General features: G+C 58.2%; 14 protein-coding genes. 7 read left to right on the forward strand and 7 right to left on the reverse strand.

All coding sequences use genetic code 11. The features are described from left to right. Window positions 1-280 precede the first annotated feature (280 nt). Window positions 281-697 carry a MarR family winged helix-turn-helix transcriptional regulator gene (locus KHU29_RS12575; protein ID WP_211453150.1) on the reverse strand — a complete coding sequence of 139 codons (417 nt, stop codon included), beginning with the start codon at window positions 695-697 and terminating at the stop codon, window positions 281-283. Window positions 698-859: 162 nt separating this feature from the next. On the opposite strand from KHU29_RS12575, the gene KHU29_RS12580 reads away from it, so the two are divergent. The 3 genes from KHU29_RS12580 (at window position 860) to KHU29_RS12590 (ending at window position 3277) form a co-directional block, all read left to right on the forward strand. Then, on the forward strand, window positions 860-1432 hold the full coding sequence (locus tag KHU29_RS12580) for a TetR/AcrR family transcriptional regulator (protein ID WP_211453151.1): 573 nt from the start codon (window positions 860-862) through the stop codon (window positions 1430-1432). Window positions 1433-1565: 133 nt separating this feature from the next. Next, window positions 1566-2204 (forward strand): glutathione S-transferase family protein, encoded by a 639-nt coding sequence (locus tag KHU29_RS12585; RefSeq protein WP_211453152.1) that lies wholly within the window; start codon window positions 1566-1568, stop codon window positions 2202-2204. A 71-nt stretch (window positions 2205-2275) separates the two neighbouring features. Beyond that, window positions 2276-3277: a pyridoxamine 5'-phosphate oxidase family protein gene (locus KHU29_RS12590; protein WP_246541923.1), complete on the forward strand. Its 1002-nt coding sequence runs from the start codon at window positions 2276-2278 to the stop codon at window positions 3275-3277. A gap of 100 nt (window positions 3278-3377) precedes the next feature. On the opposite strand, the gene acpA is transcribed toward KHU29_RS12590, so the two are convergent. Further along, window positions 3378-5519 (reverse strand): acid phosphatase, encoded by a 2142-nt coding sequence (gene acpA / locus KHU29_RS12595; protein ID WP_211453153.1) that lies wholly within the window; start codon window positions 5517-5519, stop codon window positions 3378-3380. A gap of 187 nt (window positions 5520-5706) precedes the next feature. On the opposite strand from acpA, the gene KHU29_RS12600 reads away from it, so the two are divergent. After that, window positions 5707-7011 (forward strand): cytochrome-c peroxidase, encoded by a 1305-nt coding sequence (locus KHU29_RS12600; RefSeq protein WP_211453154.1) that lies wholly within the window; start codon window positions 5707-5709, stop codon window positions 7009-7011. 26 nt (window positions 7012-7037) lie between these two features. Here the strand turns inward: KHU29_RS12600 and KHU29_RS12605 are convergent, their stop codons facing one another. The 3 genes from KHU29_RS12605 to KHU29_RS12615 all read right to left on the reverse strand — a co-directional run bounded on the left by KHU29_RS12605 (window position 7038) and on the right by KHU29_RS12615 (window position 9665). Next, window positions 7038-7676, reverse strand: coding sequence for a glutathione S-transferase family protein (locus KHU29_RS12605; protein ID WP_246541926.1), 639 nt, complete (start codon window positions 7674-7676; stop codon window positions 7038-7040). Between the two features lie 92 nt (window positions 7677-7768). Next, window positions 7769-8488: a helix-turn-helix transcriptional regulator gene (locus KHU29_RS12610; RefSeq protein WP_246541929.1), complete on the reverse strand. Its 720-nt coding sequence runs from the start codon at window positions 8486-8488 to the stop codon at window positions 7769-7771. Between the two features lie 37 nt (window positions 8489-8525). Then, complete coding sequence (locus tag KHU29_RS12615) at window positions 8526-9665, reverse strand: branched-chain amino acid ABC transporter substrate-binding protein (protein ID WP_211453155.1); 1140 nt, start codon at window positions 9663-9665, stop codon at window positions 8526-8528. 409 nt (window positions 9666-10074) lie between these two features. Here KHU29_RS12615 and KHU29_RS12620 point away from each other — a divergent pair, with 409 nt between their 5' ends. Further along, window positions 10075-12501 carry an alkaline phosphatase family protein gene (locus KHU29_RS12620; protein WP_211453156.1) on the forward strand — a complete coding sequence of 809 codons (2427 nt, stop codon included), beginning with the start codon at window positions 10075-10077 and terminating at the stop codon, window positions 12499-12501. Window positions 12502-12592: 91 nt separating this feature from the next. Beyond that, the gene (locus KHU29_RS12625) at window positions 12593-13987 is read left to right on the forward strand and encodes a cytochrome-c peroxidase (RefSeq protein WP_246541932.1); all 1395 of its coding nucleotides are present in this window, start codon (window positions 12593-12595) and stop codon (window positions 13985-13987) included. Here the strand turns inward: KHU29_RS12625 and KHU29_RS12630 are convergent. Both KHU29_RS12630 and pip read right to left on the reverse strand, forming a co-directional pair. Then, on the reverse strand, window positions 13963-14472 hold the full coding sequence (locus KHU29_RS12630; RefSeq protein ID WP_211453157.1) for a BON domain-containing protein: 510 nt from the start codon (window positions 14470-14472) through the stop codon (window positions 13963-13965). The genes KHU29_RS12625 and KHU29_RS12630 overlap by 25 nt on opposite strands. Before the next feature lie 80 nt (window positions 14473-14552). Further along, the gene (gene pip / locus KHU29_RS12635; RefSeq protein ID WP_211453158.1) at window positions 14553-15539 is read right to left on the reverse strand and encodes a prolyl aminopeptidase; all 987 of its coding nucleotides are present in this window, start codon (window positions 15537-15539) and stop codon (window positions 14553-14555) included. 192 nt (window positions 15540-15731) lie between these two features. Between pip and alaC the strand changes: the two genes are divergently transcribed. Beyond that, window positions 15732-16925, forward strand: a complete 1194-nt coding sequence (alaC, locus tag KHU29_RS12640) for an alanine transaminase (RefSeq protein ID WP_211453159.1) — start codon at window positions 15732-15734, stop codon at window positions 16923-16925. Window positions 16926-17242 lie beyond the last annotated feature (317 nt).

Raw genomic sequence — 17242 nt, forward strand, 5'->3', positions numbered from 1 at the left:
TCAGCGGCCTGCGACCGAGGATTCAAGCTATCGACGACGAAGACGCGAAGCTAGTCAAATAGCACAACTCCAGCCAGGACTATTCTGATGACAATGTCAATAAAATTATTCCGGACAGCAGTGCGCGAACGCGGGGATCCATGTTGCAGAGTATGGTGGTTAAAATGGATTCCCGCGTTCGCGGGAATGACCTGCCAAGCGCTATAACCGGTAACCTTGACTTAACGGCATTAGAGCCTGTCGACACATGATTCTACCAAGGCGTCATGGCAGCAAAGAGTTAGCCGATGCTTTCCCTGATCCCGCGCAGGGCGCTGATCGATTCATCGAAGTGGTCGCCACCGATCTGCCCGCGCAAGCGCCGGTCCAGTTCGGCGCTGACGGCGTTGATCGGCCCATCCAGCTCCAGCGCAGCCGCGGTCGGGAAGATATTCCATTCACGGCCGTCTGCGGCGGAAGGCCGGCGCTCGATCAGTTTTTTGGCATCCAGGGCATCCAGCAAGCGCGTCGCAGTCGGCCTCGCGATACCGAAGATAGCCGCCAGTTCGCTATTGAGCAGGCCGGGTTGCCGTAACACTGCGCGCAATACAAACCCCTGCGGCGCGGTCAGGTCAAATGGCTGGTACGCAGCATTCCACTCGCGCTCCACAATGCGCGCCAGTGCAGTGGTGTTGAAATAAAGGCAGTGATCGAACATGGTTTTATTCTATGCAAATATAATTAGCTAAGCAACTATTATGCATGCACACCGGCTGCGCGAGATGAATCGGCAAAATCGCGCATTGGACCTTGCTGTTTTGCTTTTTCGCCACTACATTGATAACAACGAACATTCGGTACAACCATCCGGTACAAAATCATGCCCGTAGCCACTCTTACTCGCGATGAAGTCGTCGAACGCATTCTGGCCGCCTTTCGCCGCTATGGCTATGAGGGCAGCAGCCTGTCGCGCTTGTCGGAAGCCACCGGCCTGGGCCGCTCCAGCCTTTACCATTATTTTCCAAACGGCAAGGAAGATATGGCAAGCGCCGCGATGGGCGCGGTCGGGACCTGGTTTACCCAGCATGTGCTGTCGACACTTAGCAGTCACGAGACATCTGCCATCCGCTTGCAGCGTTTCGCCGGCAAGTTGACGGAATATTACGCTAACGGCATGGCGCCTTGCCTGATGGATGTGTTCACTATCGGCGAAGCCGGTTCGCTGTTCCAGCAACACCTGGGCGGCCGCATGCGGGCGCTGATGGCGTTGCTGGCGGCGGTGGCTGAAGAGGCCGGCATCGATAAGGTCGAGGCGGCGGTGAGGGCGGAAAATGCCGTGGTGGCGATCCAGGGATCGCTGATCGTATCGCGCGCTTTGGACAGCAACGGCCCGTTCCTGCGGATGATAGAAAACTTCCCTGCCATCTTGCTTGGCCCTCAGGCAGCCGAGTAATTTTTCCGGATTTTCTGTTTTTACTTGACAGGGTAACTTCGCTTTTGTATTGTACCGATTGTTCGGTACAGAATAAGCAGCTTCCTCGAGCACCGTGTGCGGTGCATCTTTTCAAGCCATACAGGAGATCCCTATGTCCATTGTCCGCCCAGCCCAACCGATTCGCCTTTATCGTTCCGCATTGTCCGGCCATGCCCACAGGGTGCAGCTGTTTCTGTCTTTACTGGATTTGCCGTTTGAAATGATCGATGTCGATCTGCGCGCAGGGGAACACAAAAAACCTGGATTCCTGGCCAAAAACCCGTTCGGCCAGGTGCCGGTGATTGAAGACGGCGACGTTACGCTCGCCGATTCGACCGCAATCCTGGTCTATTTGGCAAGCAAATATGGCGAAGCCAGCTGGCTGCCGCGCGATCCCTTGGGAGCGGCCACCGTACAACGCTTTCTATCGCTTGCATCCGGCGAAATCTACCGGGGTCCGGCCAGTGCTCGCCTGATAACCCTGTTCGGAGTGCCGCTGGACCATGCTGCGGCTTGTTCCATCGCCACGCAGCTGTTCACGATTCTTGAACAGGACCTGGCCAGCCGTGCGTTTCTGGCCGGCACCCAGGTGACCATCGCCGATGTCGCGGCTTACAGCTATATAGCGCATGCTCCGGAAGGCGGCGTGATGCTGGACAGCTATCCTGAGATCCGCGCATGGCTAGAGCGGATTGAAGCGTTGCCGGGCTTTGTCGCCATGCAGGCTACCCGGCCGCCGCTGGCAGCCTGAGTCCGTGCGCTCTGATCCGCGCATGGGTCAGAGCGCACTACCGCGCAAAGATGTGCACAAGGAGGTGAACCATGTCCCACCCTGAAATGTCAGCCGCCGAAGACACCGCTTTCCACAGCGGCGAACGCGCAGTGCAGCAGCGCGTCGGCGTGCTGGAAAAAATGGCGGCTCGCAGTCACGTGATCCGCAGCTTCATGCCGGACCAGCATCGTGAATTCTTTCAGCAGTTACCGTTCCTGATCGTCGGCAGTATCGATCGGCAACAACAGCCGTGGGCGTCGATAGTGATCGGCGCACCCGGTTTCGTGACATCGCCGGACCCGGAACATCTGGAGATACGAACGCAGGTTTTGCCGGCCGACCCGCTGCAGCTGAACCTGGCCGACAACGCGACGGTCGGCTTGCTGGGCATCGAACCGCATACGCGCCGCCGCAATCGCATGAACGGCAAGGTCGAGAAATTGAACCCGGCAGGATGGACGGTGAAGGTAGACCAAAGTTTCGGCAACTGCCCGAAATATATCCAGGCGCGCCAGCCCGGCTTTATCGAGAACGCCAACGCAGCGGCGCCGGTTGTGCCGGCGACTTATCGCGCGCAACAACTCGACACTGCGATGCAAGCACTGATCGCTGCAGCAGATACTTTCTTCATTGCGACGGCGTATTTGGGTAAATCCGCGGATGAATCTGCAACTGCCTCCGGGGTCGCCGAGCGTCAACAAGGCGTTGACGTTTCACACCGTGGCGGCAAACCCGGCTTTGTCCGCATCGATGACGCCAGGACACTGACGGTGCCTGATTTCGTCGGCAATTTTTTCTTCAATACCATCGGCAACCTGGTCGAGCATCCGCGTGCAGGTCTGCTGTTTATCGATTTCGTCAGCGGCGATCTGTTATATCTGGCGGTCACTGCCGAGCTGATCTGGGATGGCGCTGAAGTGGCAGCTTTCAAAGGCGCCGAGCGTTTGCTGCGTTTCCATGTGGAGCAGGCGATACGGGTTGAAGCCTCCTTGCCGCTGCGCTGGAGCGAGGCGGAACTGTCGCCGGCGCTGGCGCCGATGGGTTCCTGGTAGTCGTGTAAAACACGTAAAGGACCATGTAAAAAGCATGTAAGAAAGCCGGCTGCCTTTTCCAGGGCAGCCGGCTTTCTTCGTTGCTGGCAGACTACTCGAATTACTCTTGAGGTACCGGCGTCAATGCCCCGGTCAAATCACCCATAGGTTTGCCGCCGTTCGCCACCAGCGCTTTATCACGTGCGGTGATGCCAGGCAGTACCGGCAACGAATAGCGATTGGTGATGAAACGCAGGATGGAAGCGGTATCGTACTGAGTGTGATCGACGAAACCTTTCTTCGCGTACGGCGACACCAGGAGAGCCGGCAAGCGCGTGCCCGGACCCCAGCGATCGCCTTTCGGCGGCGCCACGTGATCCCAGAAGCCGCCGTTTTCATCGTAAGTCACCACGATCAGCATGTGCTTCCATTGCGGGCTGGCTTGCAGCTTGGCGATCACATCGGCGATATGCGCATCGCCGTCGGTCACGTTGGCATAACCGGGATGCTGGTTCAAGTTACCCTGCGGTTTGTAGAACGCCACTGCCGGCAACTTGCCCGCTGCAGCATCCTGCAGAAACGAGGCGTCGAAATCCTTCAGATGGCTGGCACGTTCGGTAGCGCCGGTCGCAGTAGCCGGATCGAAGCGGCTATAGTAGTTGAACGGCTGGTGATGCGGCTGGAACTGAACCTTGCCCCCATAGATGACGCTACGGGTAGCATTCGGCGCATCAGCAATTGCGGCATTCCAGGCGCCGGCATACCAGGCCCAGTCGATACCCTTGATTGTCAGCTGATCGCCGATGGTGGTCTGGGTCTGGGTTGGCAGGGTAGTGGCCTTGCCTGGATCGGCATACGCGGCCACTGCGGCAGCGACATTGCCGCTAGGCTGATACGGCGGCTGCATGGTGTTGACCGCATAGAACATGCCGGAAGCATCTTTCGGCGTGATGGTGCTGTCCTTTTGATACACCGGCGCACCATTCAATACCGAAGTCGGCATGCCGGTGCCCGGAGTCAGCCCGATCAGGTTGCCGCTGGCATCGAGACTGACGGCCGAGATATTGTTCTTGGCAGGCGACGTAGCGGCATCGGCGTTCGGATAAGTCGGCGCGCAGGCGCAGATCAGGTATTGATGGGTCAGGAACGAGCCGCCGAAGGTGCCCATGAAAAAATTATCGGCCAGCGTGTATTGCTTGGCGATGTTCCACAGCTTCATCTTGCTGCCGTCGTAATAGCCCATGCTGAGGCCGCCGGCATCGGAGTAAGCGGTGAATTTATCATTCTTGCCGCCGTTGATCTGCATCTGGTTGTTGTAGAAACGATGCACCAGATCGCGGGTAATCACTGCCGACGACATGGTGACCGGGCTGCTGGCGTCATCGATCTGGAACGGTTTGTTCGGCAGATTGGCCGATTGCGCCTGGGTGATGACGGTGCTCTGGCCGGCCGCGGTCATGCCGCCCCAGGTCGGTGGCAAGACGGGCAGGGTGCTGCCATCGAAGTCTTTTTGCGGAATGTAGCTGGAAGTAGAAGTCGGATTGACGCCTGGAATGCCGTTAGCGCCAGGGAACAGGCCGTACAGATTATCAAAGCCGCGGTTTTCAGCAAAGATCACCACCACGCTCTTGATTTTTTTTCTCGCCAGCGCGCCGTTCAAGGTCCGGCCGAAATCATCGTTGTCGCCTTGGCCCACGGCATCTGCAATGGCGTCGTTGACTTCCGCCGCTTCAGCCTTCAGCTTGGCCAGGTCGTCGGCGCCGAGCTTGTTGATATCGGCCAGCAGGTTGGCTTCAGCGGTACCGATCTTGGTGGCCAGCTTCTTGCTGGCATCGGCGAAATCGCCGCCGTTGGCGTCCATCGCAGCGGCCAGCTCAGTCGAGATCGCGCTGACAAATGCGCTGCGTCCGGAAGGGGCGCGGAACACCAGTTTCTGCGTTACAGGGCTGCCTTTGTCGCCCAGCACTTCATGGCGTGTAACGCTGGTGTCGATAGTCGCCACCACTGCGCCCTGGCCTTTAAGTGAATACGAGCCGTCGGCCGCAGTCTTGACCACCGGGGAGGTGACATCGCATGTCGCTTTCTTGATCTTGTCTTCGAAACACACCTGTGCGTTTTCATAATAGCTGCCGGTTACCTGGCCGCTGGTCACCGCGCCGCTATCGCCGACCGAGCCGCCACCGCCACCGCCGCAAGCACTCAAGCCTGCCGACAGCGTTACCGTCGCTACCGTTACCGGCAGCCATTTTATCGTCCGCTTCATAAGCCCTCCCTGGGCGTTAAAAAGCGCAATCGTATGCTTCGAATATTTCAGCTGTATGAAATGGCGGCCACTTGCCGTTGTTTATTTTCCATAAAAAAATGTGTCATCGTTCTGTCACAGAGCGGTGCTAGTCTTGCCTTCCATTCGACGCAGCACCTCGCTCGTCACTTGGGATCCCGCCATTTCTATGAAACCTGCTGTCATTGCACTCCTCGGCGGTATAACCACGCTTACCGCGCTACTCCTGAACGGTTGCAGCCAGCAGCGGGCGGAAGCCGAGGCGGCGGCGCCTGACAGGCTGACAACCCTGACAACCCCGGCAACCGCGGCAGCCCCGGCCTACCTTGGCGCAACCTATGCGCCGACGCTGAAAAAACAGCCGACAGTAGCCGCCATGACTGCGCTCGGCCGCACCATGTTTTCCGATCCGTCGCTCTCGGCTTCGGGCAAGATGTCTTGCGCTACCTGCCATAGCCCCGAGCATGCGTTCGGGCCGCCGAATAACCTGGCAGTGCAACTGGGCGGCAAGGAAATGAAAACGCTGGGCACGCGCGCAGTCCCATCATTGCGTTACATACAGAACGTGCCCGCCTTCACCGAACATTTCTTCGATGACGACGGCGACGACAGCATCGACGCCGGCCCCACCGGCGGCCACAACTGGGACGGCCGCGCGCCGTCTACCCACGATCAGGCACGGATTCCGCTGTTGTCGATGCACGAGATGGGTAATGCCAATGCAGGCGAGGTAGTGGCAAAGCTGAAAAAATCCAGCTATGCGGCGCAGTTCCGCGCAACCTTCGGCGAGGATATCTTCGACAATCCGGAACAGGCCTTCAAATGGGCGCTGATGGCGCTCGAAGTATTCCAGGAAAGCCCGGCCGAGTTCTATCCGTACAACAGCAAGTACGACGCCTTCTTGCGCCGGCAAACCCAGCTCAGCAAACAGGAACTGAACGGCTTGCGTCTGTTCAACAATCCCGCCAAAGGCAATTGCGCCTCATGCCATATCAGCGAAATCACGGCTAGCGGAGCGTTTCCGCAATTTACCGATTACGGCCTGATCGCCATCGGCGTGCCGCGCAACCCGCATATCCCCGCCAACGCCGATCCGAAATATTTCGATATGGGCTTGTGCGGCCCCGATCGGACCGACCTCAAGGACAAGGCGGAGTATTGCGGCATGTTCAAGACGCCGTCCTTGCGCAACGTCGCCACGCGCCAGGTGTTTTTCCATAACGGCGCGTTCACCAGCCTGGAACAGGTGATGAAATTCTATGTGCAGCGCGATACCCAGCCGCAGAAATGGTATCCGCGCGATAAGGATGGCGCGGTGCGCAAATATGACGATTTGCCCAAGGAATATCGTGGCAACGTCAATGTCGAAGCGCCTTTCGATCGCAAACCCGGCGACCGGCCTGCGCTGACGGATGGCGAAATCAAGGACGTCATCGCCTTCCTGAAAACCTTGAATGACGGGTATCGCCCGTAACCGAACTCGTAGGGTCACCCTACAGGTCAAGCCGTCGCCAGCTCTTCCTCCAGCGCAGTCTGGCGCCACGCATCAAGTTCTTGCACGCGGCTGAACCAGGCTAGCAAGTTGCCGTACTGCGCCAGAGGCACGCAGCCCGGCTCAGCCGCCATCAGCGGTGCTGCAAGCGCCAGGTCGGCCAGGGTCATTCCGGCTCCGGACACCCATTGCCGCTGCGCCAGATGTCCATCCAACACGCCGGCAAAGGTTTCCAGGTCGACAAGGCCGCGCTGCAATTCGACCGGATCAGGCCGGCCTGCGCCAATCAGTCCCTTGATGAAATTTTCCCAGTAAAAAATCGCTATCGCCGGCGCGAAATGCTGCGTCGACCAGAACAGCCAGCGGTTGACGTCGGCCCTGGCCCGCATTTCGGTCGGGTAGATCGTCTGGCCCGGAGTCTTGTCAGCCAGGTATTGCATGATTGCGCAGGATTCCCACAAGATGAAATCGCCATCCACCAGCACCGGGATTTTCTCGTTCGGATTGAGCGCCAGCAGATGCTTGCGCTGGTCGGCGCTGGACAGATCAATCTGCACCAGCTCGAGCGGCAACCCGAGATGATGCGCCGTCATGACAGCGCGGCGGGCATTGGTTGAAATCGGATGATGATAGAGGCGCATGAGCATGGCAACGAACTCCCGAGGTGGTTGATACGATGCCTGCATCATAGTCCGGGGTCACTGACAGTCTGTGTCAGTAGTATTTCGACAAGCAGATTCTACTGGTCTTCCGCGAAGGAATTCTCACGGCGCCAGGCCTGCAACAGCATGCTGCGCTGCTGCGGATAGCGCACCTTGGTCACCGTCAATACGTTGATCCGGTCGTTACGAAAATGGCGGAATCCGCCGCGCAGCTCACACCAGCCGATGACCAGGCGTTTGCCTTCGAAGAACGCGATCGCAATCGGCCAGATCAATCTTTCGGTGGCGCTGCCGTGTTCGTCGCGATAACTGATGTTGATTTTGTGCTGGCGCCGGATCGCTTCGCGAATCGGAGCGAGCGTGCGGTTCGGGTTTGGCGACTGGCCTGCCGGCTCCGGTTGATAGCTGGCTGGCCACAAACCCATATTCGCCATGCTGTCGCGCAAATCGGCGGGCGAAGCGGTGGCGATCTTGCTGAGAGCGTTGGCGGCAGCTTGCGTCAAGCCGTCGTCACCTTGCCGCTGCACCCAGCGCGCACCCAATACCAACGCTTCCAGCTCGTCTTCACTGAACATCAGCGGCGGCAGGAAAAATCCGGAGCGCAGCAAATAGCCAAGACCGGCCTCCCCCTCGATCGGCGCGCCCAACTCGATCAAGGTTTGCATGTCTCGGTAGATGGTGCGCACCGAGACTGACATATCCTCCGCCAGCCGGGCAGCCGTAACCGGCCGGCGATGGCTGCGCAAGGCATCCATCAGCAGGAACAATCGTCCGGTACGGCTTGCTGCTTGTGCCAACGTTTTTCCTCAGCGTAAATCCGGCTACTTATCCTGCTTACTTCGTCAGCGTCAGCAAGGTCTGCTGGCCGTTCCTGAAGGTATAGATCGACAGCGTGCCGTTCCTGATATCGCCTTTGTCGTCAAAGGCGATCTTGCCTGTCACGCCGGTGTACTGGATCTTGCTCAGCGCCGGCAGATATTTTTTCGGATCGACCGAATTAGCCTGTTGCATGGCTTTGGCAATGATCATCACGGCGTCGTAGGTGTACGGCGCGTACTGGACGATGCCGGCATTGTATTTCTTCTTGTAAGCAGCCTTGAACGCATCAAGCGGCGCAGGATTTTCGACTCCGCCGGCGATCGCACAATACACCTTGTCATCGATCAAACCTTCGCCGGCCAGACGTGGCAGGGCTCCGGTGCAGATCGCATCGCCGCCCATGAAGTTGGCGGTGATGCCAAGTTGCCGCATCTGGCGCAACATGGTGCCGGCGCTGGCATCGATGCCGCCGAAGAAAATCAGGTCTGGCTGCTTGGCCTTGACGGCAGTGAGGATGGCGCTGAAATCGGTAGCTCTGTCGTTCGTGTACTGGGTGGATACAATTTCTACGCCGTTGGCTTTGGCGTCTTTGAGGAACTCGTTGGCCAGCCCCTGGCCGTAGGCGGTACGGTCGTCAATCACCGCGATGCGTTTTGCGTGCAAGGTTTTTGCCGCATAACGGCCCATCGCAGCACCGAGCTGAGAATCGTTGGCAACCACACGGAAAGTCGTGTTGAAACCTTGTTCGGTATATCTGGCGCTGGTCGCGGAAGGTGAAATTTGCGGAATGCCGGCGTCGAAATAGATTTTCGATGCAGGGATCGAGGTGCCGGATTGCAGATGCCCGATAACCGCCGCCACTTTGGCGTCAACCAGCTTCTGGGCAACACTGGTAGCTTGTTTCGGATCGCTACCGTCGTCTTCAGCTTGCAAAACGAACTGGATCTTCTTGCCGCCGATGGTCAGATGCCTGGCGTTCAGGTCGTCGATCGCCATGCGCGCACCGTTTTCATTGTCCTTGCCGACATGCGCGACCGGGCCGGTGATCGGGCCGACGTGGGCAATCTTGACCACTTGTTCTTGCGCCTGCACGGTACCGGTCAGCGCTAAGGCGACGGCCATGATCAGCAACCGGGTCTTGGAATTAATCTGCATCTGCTTTCTCCGGAATTCAAATTGTTCGCATCTACCAAACGTGTTTGGATTGCCATTTTTCTAAAACACGGCAATTATCCCAGCCGGTTCCCAACGGATCCATACTTTTGTACATTTTTCATGTCGTTGCTAACAGATAACAGATTTTATAAATAATCACAATCTGGCGCATTGCTATCGATCACTTACTTTTTTTCGAACGCAGCACACTAATTCATCCGGCACAATGGACGGCCCGCTCTAAACGGTTTGTTGTTTTTAGAGAACTGAAAAATTCTGACATCAGGAAGTCATATTTCCTCATGACAATGGAATATTATTTGCATGCATGCTGCCGGCACTTGGCGCCCATGCACTTTTGGACGACTCTAACCATCATCCCGATAAATCCCGACAACAGGATAATTTCATGAAACCTCGTTCCTTGGCGCTGGCATGCGCAACGCTAGTCTATCTGAGCGGCTGCAGTGGCGGTGGCAGTGGTTTGTCCGGCGCCGGCGGCGCCACGGTCAGCGGCGTTGCGGCGAGCGGTAAAGCACTGGCTGGCGTCACCGTCACCATCACCGACGGCAACGGCCAGAACGTCCAGACGGCACTCACCGATGCCAACGGCAAGTTCACGCTGGCGCTCGCGGGTACTGCACCCTTCATTTTGACGGCGCCATTCAACGATGCCGACGGCAGCCCCGCGACGCTGTCTGCGGTCATCAATCCTGGTGCGGCGCAAGCAAGTGCAGGCAGTACTGTGCGAGCCAATCTCAATCCCCTGACCTCGCTGATCACCCAGCGCGTGCTCGGCCTGGTTCCGAACGGCAGCCCGACCGCGGCGCAAATCAGTGCCGCCAAAATCAGTACCGCCAGCATATCGCAGGCGGTTAGCGACGTCTCCTTGCCACTACAACCTTTGTTTACTGCGCTTAACGTTCCCGCAGCTGAAACCAGCGACCCGATAGGCAGCACCGCATACCAGGCCACTGCCGGCGACCCGCTCGACAATCTGTTCGACCTGGCGCACTTCACCGTACATACCGGTCAGATCGCGGTCGGCGCCGATGCCAATCGGGCGGTCCTGACGATTCCCGTCACCGGCAACATCAGCAGTGCATTGCCTGCCACCGCGATCCAGTCCGTGGTGGCGCTGAACAATGGGCCGACCATCACGCCAATCCAGAACGTCATCGTAATCGTCGGCGAAAACCAAACCTTCGATGCGGTATTCGGAGCTTATCAACCGCCTCAAGGTCAAACCGTGAAGAATCTGCTATCTCAAGGGATCATCAACGTCGACGGCACACCCGGTCCGAACTTCAACCTGGCGCTGCAAAACCAGGGCACAGCCCAGACTGTTTATACGCTTAACCCGACCCGCGGCAGCGTTTACGCGGCATTGCCGCAGCCGACTGCGATTGGCGAACTCAAACCGCCGACCTTCCAGGATCCGGGCGGCGTACCGGATACCCGTTTCCCGGGGAATCTGCCGAGCGGGCCGTTCCAGCTCACCAAATATGTCCCTTACGGCACCGCCAGCAGTGCCCAGACCGGCGATCCGGTGCATCGTTTCTTCCAGATGTGGCAGCAAACCGGCGGCGACAACGCCAAGCTGGACCTGTTCACCTGGGTCGCGGCCACCGTCGGCCAAGGTGGCGACACCAAAGGCATCACGCCCAGCAATCCGGGACAAGGTGGCGAGCTGATGGGTTTCCTCAACATGGCTAGCGGCGATGCCCCTTTCTTCAAATCGCTGGCGCAGCAATATGCCTTGAGCGATAACTACCATCAAGGCATCATGGGCGGCACCGGCGCCAACTTTTTCACGATCGCTACCGGCGACCTGGCGTACTTCAATGCCGGCGGCGCAGTTGGCGTACCTCCGGCGAACCAGATCGAGAATCCGAATCCGCTGGCGCAAACCGCGAATTTCTATACGCAAGACGGCTATCAGGGCGGTTCCTACGTCAACTGTTCCGATGCGGGCCAGCCTGGTGTCGGCGCCATCCTGAATTTCCTGACCGGCAAGAAGGTCAAGAGCAATTGCGACGCCGGCAAATACTACCTGGTCAACAATTACAATCCTGGCTACGACATGAACGGCAAGATACAGCCGATCGGCCCCAACAATTACAATTATCCGCCGCAAACCGTACCGACCATCGCCGAAGGACTGGCGAAGAAAAACGTCGCCTGGAAATGGTACACCGGCGGCCGTGACATAGCGGATGTAACCGCCGATGCCGCCGCCTTCGGATTTCCGGTAGCGATTGCGCAAGCCGCGCAATACAACGCTATCGGCGACCCGCTGGTGGCATCCAGCAATGTCATGAACAGCAACCTGAAATCCAGCCTGGCCGGCCTGACGACGTTCTATAACGACGTCGCCCAAGGCACGTTGCCATCCGTGTCGTTTGTGGTGCCGAAGAACCTCGACAGCGGCCATCCCGGCTATTCTGCGCCGGCCCGCTACGAAGCATTTCTGCAAGACCTGATCGCCAAGGTCAAAGCCAACCCGACGTTGTGGGCCCATACCGCGATCCTGGTCACCACCGATGAAGGCGGCGGCCATTTCGATACCGGCTACATCCAGAATGTCGATTTTTTCGGCGACGGCCCGCGCATCCCGTTCCTGGTGGTATCGCCGTACGCCCGCACCGGCTTCATCGATCACACCTACTACGATCATTCGTCGGTATTGAAATTCATCGAACGCAACTGGCGCCTGACACCGCTCTCGCCACGTAGCCGCGACAACCTGCCCAACCCGGTCAGCGTCGCCGCCGATCAATACCGTCCGGTCAACACCACCGCAATCGGTGACCTGATGGCCATGTTCAGTTTCTAAACCTTATAACTAAACCCCATTAATTGGGGTCAGAGTCGAATAGATGCTTAAATTAATTTGACTCTGACCCCAATTGATTTATCGAAATGGATTGAAAGTTTTGGATAGCAATCATCGCTGGCTTGTCGGTGCGGGGCTGGTGGCTGCCGTGCTGCTGGGCGGTTGTCACGACGCTGAAACGCCGGCCCGGGTTGCGCGTGCGGATGCCGTGGCGCCGGCGGCTAGCATAATTCCGGCCGCGCCGAAGCCGTCTTTGAAGATGTGGGTGCGTTATCCCGAGCCGCCGGCTGCGCTGAGCGCGGCGGCGAGTTTGGGCAAGCAGATATTCTTCGATCCGTCACTGGCGGCTTCGGGCAAAATGTCTTGCGCCACCTGCCATAGTCCCGATCATGCTTACGGACCGCCGAACGGCCTGGCGGTGCAATTGGGCGGCGCCGACATGCAGCGGCAAGGCACGCGTGCCGTGCCGTCGTTGCGCTATCTGGACTTCACTCCCAAGTTCACGCGCCACTACTATGTGCCAGGCCCGGACGAGACCGAGGACGAAGGCCCTACCGGCGGTTTCACGCGCGACGGTGCGGTCGATTCGCTGCATGAGCAGGCGTTGATTCCGCTGCTCAATGTCAATGAAATGGCCAATCCGGATCCGGCCGCAGTGGTCGCAAAACTGCAAAACGCAGATTATGCCGAGCATTTCCGGCGCATCTATGGCGCTGACATTTTCGATCATCCGGCAACGGCGCTGGAAAAGGCGACACTGGCGCTGGAAGCATTCCAGACTGAAGACCCGAGCTTTCATCCCTACACCAGCAAATTCGATGCCGCAATGGCTGGCAACGCCGATTTTTCACCCGCAGAATTGCGCGGTTACGGTTTATTCAATAATCCGAACAAGGGCAATTGCGCCAAGTGTCACATCGATACTCCCGGGCCGGGAGGGCGGCCGGCGCAGTTCACCGATTTTGGTTTCCAGGCGCTGGGGGTGCCGCGCAACCCGGAGATCGCAGCGAATCGCAATGCGAAGTATGCCGATCTCGGTCTTTGCGGCCCGGCCCGCAAGGACATGGCGCAGGAAGCGGAATTCTGCGGCATGTTCAAATCACCCACCTTGCGCAATGTGGCGACGCGCGAAGTGTTTTTTCATAACGGCCGCTTCCACACGCTTGACGACATGATGCATTTTTATGTCACGCGCGATACTGATCCAGCCAGGTGGTACCCGAAGGTGAAAGGCAAGGTTGTCAAATTCGACGATCTGCCTGCACGTTACCGCGCCAACATCGATAGCCTGGATGCTCCCTTGAACCGCAAGGCAGGCGCTGCGCCCGCTCTGAATGACGAGGAAATCGGTGACCTGATCGCTTTCCTGAAAACCCTCGATGACGGCTACTCGGCCAAATCCGGCGCCGCACGCAACAACCAGGAAACCACTCGGCAAATACCGGGAAATCACCAGGAAATTCATGGCGCCGGCGCCAGCGGGTAGGGTGCCTTGCTGTCGCCCGGCGTGCGCAGGTTAACGATCACCCGCTCGACGTCCGGCTCGGCACGGACAAAGGCTTCCAGCGCCGTCGCATCGACCGACTGATCCGCGCTGCAACCCTCAACCCAGACAAAGCGGCGTTGAAACGTCAGCCACAGGCTGCTGTTGCGGGCGAAACCCGGCTCGGCAGCGAAATGCGCCTGTACCGATCGGGAAATGGGCGCATCGTAAAGATAAGAGTTCGGTTTGTTGCACTGCCCGGCAAGCCAGCAGCTGGTGCCGCGTTCGGTGCGCCAATGCGACTCCTTGCGCATTTCTACTTCGCTCACCAGGGGCCCCAGCGGCAACGGGCAATCCGGCACAGCGCTGCGCACCTGGATGAAAGGATCGCTGAACCAGTTCTTCAAGGTTTCACCGCAAGCCGGCGCCATCGCTCCAGATGCAGCCAGAGCAATGAATACAGACAGCAGGCGAAGTGGTCGTGGCATGCCGAGCCTCTTGAATTGTCAGTAATCGCAGCCCACTCATCCGGAGGGTGCGTACCCTCCGGCCAAATCATGGTTTCCTGTCAGCCGGCGAACTTGTCCGTGGCACGGATCAGTTGATGCAAGATCCCCGGTTCGCTATACGCGTGCCCGGCATCGGCAACCATGTGCAGTTCCGCTTCAGGCCAGGCCTTATGCAAGGCCCATGCGGTTTTCGGCGTACAGCAGACATCGTAGCGACCTTGCACGATGACGCCGGGGATGTTCCGCAACTGCCCTACATCACGCAGCAACTGGCCGTCTTCAAAAAAGCAGCCGTGGGTGAAATAATGATTTTCGATACGCGCAAAGGCGATCGCAAATTCCGGCTCGTCGTGCGCTTCCGCCAGGGCCGGATCGGGTATCAGCTTGACGGTGCTGCCTTCCCACACGCTCCATGCCTTTGCCGCTGCCAGCTTGGCGATTTCATCGGCGCCGGTCAGGCGGCGGCTATATGCTTCGACCATATTGTCGCGTTCCCCCGGCGGAATCGGCGCCAGGAAATCTTCCCACTTATCTGGAAACTGGCGCGAGGCGCCGTCCTGGTAATACCATTGCACCTCTTCATGCGTTCCGGTGAATATCCCGCGCAGCACCAGTTCGCTGACATGCTGCGGATGTTTTTCGGCGTAAGCCAGGGCCAGGGTGCTGCCCCAGGAGCCGCCGAACACCAGCCATTTTTCAACCCCTGCCATTTCGCGCAGCCGCTCGATATCAGCCACCAGATGCCAGGTAGTGTTGGCTTCCAGGTTAGCGTGCGGCGTCGAACGCCCGCAACCGCGCTGATCGAACAGCATGATGCAATATTTTTCCGGATTGAACAGACGGCGATGATCGGCATTGCAACCACCGCCCGGGCCGCCATGCAGGAATACCGCGGGCTTGCCGTTCGGATTGCCGCACAATTCCCAATACACCTGGTGACCGTCGCCGACGTCCAGCAAGCCGGATTTATACGGCTCCACAGGCGGGTACAGGCCCAGTAATTGCGGGATGTCGGTTTGCTGCACAGCGGGTTGGCTGGTTGTCATGGAATCGTTTCCTTGTGGGAGTCGGAGAACAAAGATCATAAGCAAGTATCGCCATGACGTCCAGCGGGAGGCTCGGCGCCATTGCGCACTCGCCCGATGTTCACTAGAATCGGTGCTGGAACATGCCATGCCAATGGCAAAACCGTTCCAACGTCGCTCGGACGGTTCCGGGCGCTAACGTGAAAGAAAAACATGTCTGAATCCCCAACTCCGCGCAGATTTTCGCGCATCGATCGCCTTCCTCCCTACGTTTTTAATATCACCGCCGAACTGAAGATGGCGGCGCGCCGCCGTGGCGAAGATATTGTCGACATGTCGATGGGTAATCCCGACGGCGCCACGCCGCCGCACATTGTCGAAAAGCTGATCGAAGTATCGCAGCGCCCTGACACCCATGGCTATTCAGCCTCCAAAGGCATTCCCCGGCTGCGGCGGGCGATTACGCATTGGTACAAGAAGCGCTACGACGTTGAATTCAACCCGGATACCGAAGCGATCGTCACCATCGGTTCCAAGGAAGGCCTGGCGCATCTGATGCTGGCGACGCTAGATCGCGGCGATACGGTGCTGGTGCCGAATCCCAGTTATCCGATCCACATCTACGGCGCGGTGATTGCCGGCGCCGATATCCGTTCGGTGCGGATGAGCCCGGGCGTGGATTTCTTTGCCGAGCTGGAACGGGCGATACGGGAAAGTTATCCGAAGCCGAAAATGATGGTGCTGGGCTTCCCGTCCAACCCGACTGCGCAATGCGTCGAACTGGAATTTTTCGAGCAGGTAGTCAAGCTGGCGAAGGAACACAACATCCTGGTGGTGCACGACCTGGCCTACGCCGATATCGTATTCGACGGCTGGAAAGCCCCGTCGATCATGCAAGTGCCTGGCGCGCGCGACGTGGCGGTGGAATTCTTTACCCTGTCCAAAAGCTATAACATGGCCGGCTGGCGCATCGGCTTCATGGTCGGCAACAAGGAACTGGTGGCAGCCCTGGCGCGTATCAAGAGTTACCACGACTATGGCAGCTTCACGCCGGTTCAGGTGGCGGCGATCGCAGCGCTGGAGGGCGATCAGCAATGCGTCGAGGATATCTGTAAAAAATACCAGAGCCGGCGCGACGTGCTGGTGAAAGGCTTGCATGAGGCTGGATGGATGGTGGATATTCCGAAGGCGTCGATGTATATCTGGGCCGGCATACCGGAAGCGTACCGCCACCTGGGATCACTGGAATTTTCCAAGCAACTGCTGGAGAAGGCCAAGGTTTGCGTGTCGCCGGGGATCGGTTTCGGTGAATACGGCGATGAGTACGTGCGGTTCGCATTGATCGAAAACGAAGCCCGGATCCGCCAGGCGATTCGCGGCATCAAGACCATGTTGCGCCAATCCTGAATGGCATCCATATGGCCTGAGTGACAATAGAGCGACGCCTCCTGGCACGGGCGTCGCGGCATCTTGTGATTTCCTTCATTATTTTCCCCCCGTTGCTCCCCTCGCCATTTCCAAAATTACACGCAACGCGCTGATCTGGTCTGTCCTGCTCTGTTGCTGACGGAAAATGTCACCACGAATGACAAGAGACGGCAGTTTTGTTGCTCATACCTCGCAGAATTACCAGGTGTTCCGCACTTCTCCAACCGATTTTCAGCTGGTATTACTTGGGCATGGAACTTGCTGCCAAGCATACAATGATTCCCTCAGGTAATTTG

It is taken from the genome of Collimonas antrihumi, from assembly GCF_018304965.1.
Taxonomy (GTDB): domain Bacteria; phylum Pseudomonadota; class Gammaproteobacteria; order Burkholderiales; family Burkholderiaceae_D; genus Collimonas; species Collimonas antrihumi.

Coding starts and splice junctions, on each gene's coding strand:
- KHU29_RS12615 (WP_211453155.1), bottom strand. CDS start 9,665: ATGCAGATTAATTCCAAGACCCGGTTGCTGATCATGGCCGTCGCCTTA.
- KHU29_RS12630 (WP_211453157.1), bottom strand. CDS start 14,472: ATGCCACGACCACTTCGCCTGCTGTCTGTATTCATTGCTCTGGCTGCA.
- KHU29_RS12585 (WP_211453152.1), top strand. CDS start 1,566: ATGTCCATTGTCCGCCCAGCCCAACCGATTCGCCTTTATCGTTCCGCA.
- KHU29_RS12620 (WP_211453156.1), top strand. CDS start 10,075: ATGAAACCTCGTTCCTTGGCGCTGGCATGCGCAACGCTAGTCTATCTG.
- alaC (WP_211453159.1), top strand. CDS start 15,732: ATGTCTGAATCCCCAACTCCGCGCAGATTTTCGCGCATCGATCGCCTT.
- KHU29_RS12590 (WP_246541923.1), top strand. CDS start 2,276: ATGTCCCACCCTGAAATGTCAGCCGCCGAAGACACCGCTTTCCACAGC.
- KHU29_RS12580 (WP_211453151.1), top strand. CDS start 860: ATGCCCGTAGCCACTCTTACTCGCGATGAAGTCGTCGAACGCATTCTG.
- acpA (WP_211453153.1), bottom strand. CDS start 5,519: ATGAAGCGGACGATAAAATGGCTGCCGGTAACGGTAGCGACGGTAACG.
- KHU29_RS12575 (WP_211453150.1), bottom strand. CDS start 697: ATGTTCGATCACTGCCTTTATTTCAACACCACTGCACTGGCGCGCATT.
- pip (WP_211453158.1), bottom strand. CDS start 15,539: ATGACAACCAGCCAACCCGCTGTGCAGCAAACCGACATCCCGCAATTA.
- KHU29_RS12600 (WP_211453154.1), top strand. CDS start 5,707: ATGAAACCTGCTGTCATTGCACTCCTCGGCGGTATAACCACGCTTACC.
- KHU29_RS12605 (WP_246541926.1), bottom strand. CDS start 7,676: ATGCTCATGCGCCTCTATCATCATCCGATTTCAACCAATGCCCGCCGC.